Below are 4,181 nucleotides of genomic sequence, written 5' to 3'. Positions count from 1 at the left end.
TGGATGGCCAACACCATCCGCGAGTGCGCGGGCAAGGTCGACATGATGAGCTACTGGTCGTTCTCCGACGTGTTCGATGAACAGGGCGTGGTGAAGAACCCGTTCTACGGCGGCTTCGGGCTGATCGCCGCGGACCGCATCGAGAAGCCGGCCTTCAACGCCTTCGCCATGCTGCACAAGCTGGGCGACGTGCAGCTGCCGCTGAAGACCGACAGCGCACTGGCGACCAAGCGCGGCGACGGCACCGTGGTGCTCGCCCTGTGGAACTACACGCCGCCGCTCGGCGACACCGCCGACTACACGCCCGGCGCGCCAACCGGTGAAACAAAGCATTTCGAGGTGGACGTGAAACATGTGGGCAACGCCTCGCAGGCCACCGTGTGGCGCCTGGACCAGGACCACGGCAATGCCGTCGCCGCGTTCGACAAGATGGGTCGTCCCAACTGGCCCAGCCGCGAGCAGATCAAACAGCTGCGCGAGGCGGGCAAGCTGTCTGCGCCGGAACAGGTGTCGGTGAGCAACGGCAAGCTAGGCATCGATGTGCCGGTGCAGGGGCTGGTGGTGGTGGAGTTGCACTGAGGCGACCCGGGCGCGGCGTCCGCAACGGGCGCCGCGCTGAAGCCTGTTGGGCTCGTGATGAACAGCGCGCATCCGCAAACGGACGCAATACCTTCGCTTCCTGATCCCTGGGTCGAACACTATGCTTGGCACTTCCTCGGCAATCGCATGCCGATGAAGACGCCTGGCCTCGACAAGGATTTCCGGTGCTTTCCAATCGCGACGCACGCCAGCGCTGGACGCTGTGCCTCCCGCTGATCCTCGGCGCGCTGGCCGCGTTGTTCGTCACCGGTGGCGCCATGCTGTCGCCGGGCAATGTCCTCTGGCTGCATCACGCGGACCTCGCACAAAGCTACCTTGGCTGGGCATTCTATCGACACGACGCATGGATGCTGCCGTGGGGCGCCACGCCCTCGTACGGCCTGGAAATCCATTCGTCAGTCTATTACTCCGATTCGATCCCCTTGCTGGCGATGGTGCTGAAACCGCTGGCATCGATGCTGCCTGAGCCATTCCAGTACTTCGGGCTGTGGATCGTCGCCTGCTTCATGCTCCAGGGTTGGTTCGCCTGGAAGATCATGTCGCTGGCCACCGACAACGTGTTTGCCCGCATCCTTGGCTGCGTGCTGTTCGTGCTGTCGCCGCCGATGCTCGCGCGGCTTGGCGGCCACATGGCGCTGGTGGCGCATTGGGTCATCCTGGCCGCGATGTACCTGTGCCTTCGCTCTTCGTCGTCGCGCCAACACCTGTGGTGGTCGCTGCTGGTGCCGATGGCAATGCTGGTACACGCGTATCTTTTCCTGATGGCCGCTGCGTTGTGGTTGGCCGACCTGGCACACCGTACCTGGCAAGCGCGCGATATCGACCAAGCGCGCGTCACGTGGTGGCGCCGGGCCCTGTTGGAAGCAGCGCATGTCACGGCGCTGACGCTGGCCGTGGCATGGCTGGCGGGCTTCTTCATGGTGCCTGGCCGCGGCATGCAGGCCGAAGGTTTCGGCTATTACAAGATGAACCTGCTTGCCCCATTCAACGGCGACGGCTGGTCGGCTTTTGGCCTGCGTTTCGCAGAGGCCGCGGGCGAGTACGAGGGTTTCAATTACTTCGGTGTCGGTGGCCTGTTCCTGCTTTTCGCGGGACTGTTGGCAGCATGGCGCACTCCCGCGCACGTGCGCCTGCGCCTCCATGTTCCGTTGATCTGCACGAGTGTTCTGCTGGCCTTGGTAGCCATCACGCCGCACGTGGGGCTGGCTGGCCATCAGTGGCAGCTTCCACTGCCGGCGTGGCTGCAGGACAAGCTGTCGCACTCGTCCATCCAGGCCACCGGACGATTGTTCTGGCTGGCGTACTACGCATTGCTTGCCGTAGCCATACTCGCGCTAGCTCGTTGGCTACCGGCACGCTGGTTGACGTGCGTGCTAGCCATGGCCGTAATGCTGCAGGCAGTGGACCTCGCTCCCGGCTTACGCAACCTCAACGCCGTACTGACGGCGCGCGCCACCACCGACGACGCAGTGCATCTGCAAGGGCCCTTCTGGGACGAAGCCGGCCAGCGCTATCGCCGCTTGCGCCTGGTACCCACGCGCGTGCTGGCGCCGGGTTGGGAAGTGTTGGCGCGTTTTGCGCTTGAACATCGGATGGCAACGGATGCCATCCAGGTGGCACGCGCCAACTGGAAAGTCTTCAACCATGTGCGCACCGAACAGCTGCAGCGCGTCAGCGAAGGCCGCCCGGAGCCGGACACGTTGTATGTGCTGGATCCTTCGGTCGCCGATCGCGCGGCACGCGCGGCACGCGCCGATGACGCGGTGTTCATTCTGGACGGATGGCGCGTGCTTGCACCAGGCTGGGGCCAGCCGCTCCCGGCCGGCGCGCAGGATCTCAAGCACGCGCAGTGACCTTCGGCAGTAGCGATGCGATGTCCAGGAGCCAAAGCTGGCGGCTCCCCGGCTTGGATTCGCCGCATGCTACGTCGCATCGTCCTGCTGGCTGCCCTTGCGCTCGCCTGCGCCGTTGCCCAGGCGCAACGCGCTCCCGTCACGCAGTCCTTCGACTTGCGCGTGCCATGGACGCCCGAACCGGTGGTGGTCGATGGCAAGGCATCGCTGGTGTATGAGTTGCACTTCACCAGCTATGCGCGCGATCCGTTGCGAGTGAAAGGCATTGCCGTGCTGGACGACGACGGACGCGTGCTTGCGAACGTCGAAGGCCGCGCGCTCGATGCGGTACTCGGACGCCCGGATCATCCTGCCGACAAGGATCTTGCGCGGATGCCGCCCGGCGTGGAGGGTGTGGCCTATCTTTCGGTGCCATTCGATCGTGCTGCGGGCTCCGCTGCTCACCTGCACCATCGCATCAGCTATGCGAGTGAAGCACCTTCGTCATCCCACGCCAGCACCGAAGGCGGCGCGTTCACCGTGTCATCGCGCGCGCCGCTGACGCTGGGCCCACCGCTGCGTGGCGGGCCGTGGGTGGCGATCTACAGTACGCAGTGGGAGCGCGGGCATCGTCGCGTGCTCTATGCGGTCGACGGTGCCGTGCACGTGCCCGGGCGTTTCGCCATCGACTGGATTCGCCTCGGCGAGCATGGTGGCTTTGCGAGCGGCGACGGTGCGAAGCCGACGCAATGGCATGGCTATGGCGCGGACGTGCTGGCCGTGACCGACGCGGTCGTGGCATCCACCGGTGAAGGCATCGCCGAATCCGCCACGCTGGCCGAGCACGCCGCACAGAAAGTGCCGCTGGAGGACGCGGCCGGCAACTATGTATCGCTGGATCTCGGCGACGGCCGCTTCGCCTTCTACGAACACCTCAGGCCCGGCAGCATCACGGTGAAAGCGGGCCAGCATGTGCGACGCGGCCAGGTGATCGGACAACTCGGCTTTACCGGTGAGTCCACCGGCCCGCATCTGCATTTCCACATCGCCGACCGCGATGCACCGCTCGATGCGGAAGGATTGCCGTATGTGCTGCAGGATTTCCGTCAGCTCGGCGGTTACGAAAGCATCGACGCCTTCGGCAAGGGACAGCCGTGGTCGATTACCACGCCGGTCATCCATCGCGACGAATTGCCCGCGCCGCTCAGCGTCGTCGATTTCGGCGACGACGCCCGACGCTAGGTTTGCTTACCAATTCCAGCGGAAACCCACCTTGCCATCCCACGCATGGAAACCACGGCTGTCGAAGCCTTTCTGGTAGCCGAGGTTGGCGTAGAACGATGTGTTCTTGTCCAGCTCCCACGTCATGCCGGCATTGAGCTGCCACCACGAGCCCTTGATGCTACCGTCGAACGGCACGAAGCCGTCGTCCGAGGAGAAGGACGTCTTCGGTTGTCCCTTGAACTCCTTCCACAGGTTGAAGCGCAACCACCCAGTGAACAGGCGCGGGCTGCCATCGGCGGCGGGTTCCTGCGTCCAGGTGTTGGCCCAGCGCAGACCTACGCGTCCTACCAGCGAGGTGATATCACTGAATTGCACGAGTGCCGCTGCATCGCTGCTCTGCCCGTTGTTCGCGCGCTGGTAGATCACCTGCGCCTGCGGCTCCCATACCTGCGACTCGTCGTGGAACGGATAACCGCCTTCCAGTGAGGCGGCCCAGCCGAAGCCGTTGTGGTGCAGCTCCAGTCC

General features: G+C 64.8%; 4 protein-coding genes. 3 read left to right on the top strand and 1 reads right to left on the bottom strand.

Annotated elements, in window-relative coordinates; all coding sequences use genetic code 11:
• The 3 genes from VFG49_RS03975 to VFG49_RS03965 all read left to right on the top strand — a co-directional run.
• On the top strand, positions 1-579 hold a 579-nt coding region (locus VFG49_RS03975; protein WP_414649048.1), incomplete at its 5' end, for a GH39 family glycosyl hydrolase.
• A 185-nt stretch (positions 580-764) separates the two neighbouring features.
• The gene (locus VFG49_RS03970; protein ID WP_324858213.1) at positions 765-2,453 is read left to right on the top strand and encodes a DUF6311 domain-containing protein; all 1,689 of its coding nucleotides are present in this window, start codon (positions 765-767) and stop codon (positions 2,451-2,453) included.
• A 66-nt stretch (positions 2,454-2,519) separates the two neighbouring features.
• Complete coding sequence (locus VFG49_RS03965; RefSeq protein ID WP_324858212.1) at positions 2,520-3,674, top strand: M23 family metallopeptidase; 1,155 nt, start codon at positions 2,520-2,522, stop codon at positions 3,672-3,674.
• 6 nt (positions 3,675-3,680) lie between these two features.
• Here VFG49_RS03965 and VFG49_RS03960 read toward each other — a convergent pair.
• Positions 3,681-4,181, bottom strand: a 501-nt coding sequence (locus VFG49_RS03960) for an autotransporter outer membrane beta-barrel domain-containing protein (RefSeq protein WP_324858211.1), incomplete at its 5' end; no start/stop codon positions are given.

It is taken from the genome of Dyella sp. (genome assembly GCF_035685885.1).
GTDB lineage: Bacteria > Pseudomonadota > Gammaproteobacteria > Xanthomonadales > Rhodanobacteraceae > Dyella.
This window is presented reverse-complemented; position numbering and strand designations above follow the sequence as displayed.